Source organism: Vibrio sp. ZF57 (genome assembly GCF_001691235.1).
GTDB classification, from domain to species: Bacteria; Pseudomonadota; Gammaproteobacteria; order Enterobacterales; family Vibrionaceae; genus Vibrio; species Vibrio crassostreae_C.
In genome coordinates this window covers 1-236 of sequence record NZ_MAKD01000060.1, presented here as the reverse complement: position 1 = coordinate 236, position 236 = coordinate 1, and the positions used below count along the sequence as shown (strand labels likewise).

The window sequence follows — 236 nt, the reverse complement described above, 5'->3', positions numbered from 1 at the left end:
ATACGGATTAACAGTCCGCCGTTCTACCAACTGAACTAAAGGGGAATCACTTGTCTCAACATCAGGTCTATAAAGACCATTATTTGTTAAGCACCAAATAATGGTGCCTCGAGGCGGAATCGAACCACCGACACGCGGATTTTCAATCCGCTGCTCTACCGACTGAGCTATCGAGGCAAAAGAATGGTGCCGACTACCGGAGTCGAACTGGTGACCTACTGATTACAAGTCAGTTG

1 tRNA gene is annotated in these 236 nt (G+C 47.5%); it reads right to left on the bottom strand.

What is annotated here, in order from left to right:
* Positions 1 to 101 precede the first annotated feature (101 nt).
* Positions 102 to 177, bottom strand: a tRNA-Phe gene (locus A6D97_RS06805).
* Between the last annotated feature and the right edge of the window lie 59 nt (positions 178 to 236).